The following is a 707-nucleotide window of genomic DNA, read 5'->3' as shown; positions in this document are numbered from 1 at the left end:
CCGCCCAGGATGCCCTCGGTGCCCACCTCGCGGGCCACCCGGGTCACCTCGTCGGCGAAGTTCGACAGCTGGTCCACCATCGTGTTGACGGTGGTGACGAGCTCCAGGATCTCGCCCTTGGCGTCGACCGTGATCTTCTTCGACAGGTCGCCGCGGGCGACCGCGGTGGTGACCTCGGCGATGTTCCGGACCTGGAAGGTCAGGTTGTTCGCCATGAAGTTCACCGACTGGGTCAGGTCCTTCCAGGTGCCGGAGACCCCCTGCACCTCGGCCTGACCGCCCAGGATGCCCTCCGTACCCACCTCGCGGGCCACCCGGGTCACCTGGTCCGCGAACGAGGACAGCTGGTCCACCATCGTGTTGAGGGTGTTCTTCAGCTCCAGGATCTCGCCCCGGGCGTCCACGTCGATGGTCTGCGACAGGTCGCCGCGGGCGACCGCGGTGGCCACCTGCGCGATGTTGCGGACCTGCGCCGTCAGGTTCCCGGCCATGCTGTTCACCGAGTCGGTGAGGTCACGCCACACGCCGGCCACGCCCGGCACCTGCGCCTGTCCGCCGAGGCGGCCCTCGGTGCCCACCTCGCGGGCCACCCGGGTCACCTGGTCCGCGAAGGCGGAGAGCTGGTCCACCATCGTGTTGATGGTGTTCTTCAGCTCCAGGATCTCGCCGCGCGCGTCCACGTCGATCTTCTGCGACAGGTCGCCGCG

General features: G+C 69.0%; 1 protein-coding gene. It reads right to left on the bottom strand.

Annotated elements, in window-relative coordinates:
• On the bottom strand, positions 1 to 707 hold a 707-nt coding region (locus IE321_RS41595; RefSeq protein WP_190226795.1), incomplete at both ends, for a HAMP domain-containing protein.

The sequence above is a fragment of the Streptomyces hydrogenans genome (assembly GCF_014656075.1).
GTDB lineage: Bacteria > Actinomycetota > Actinomycetes > Streptomycetales > Streptomycetaceae > Streptomyces > Streptomyces hydrogenans.
This window is presented reverse-complemented; position numbering and strand designations above follow the sequence as displayed.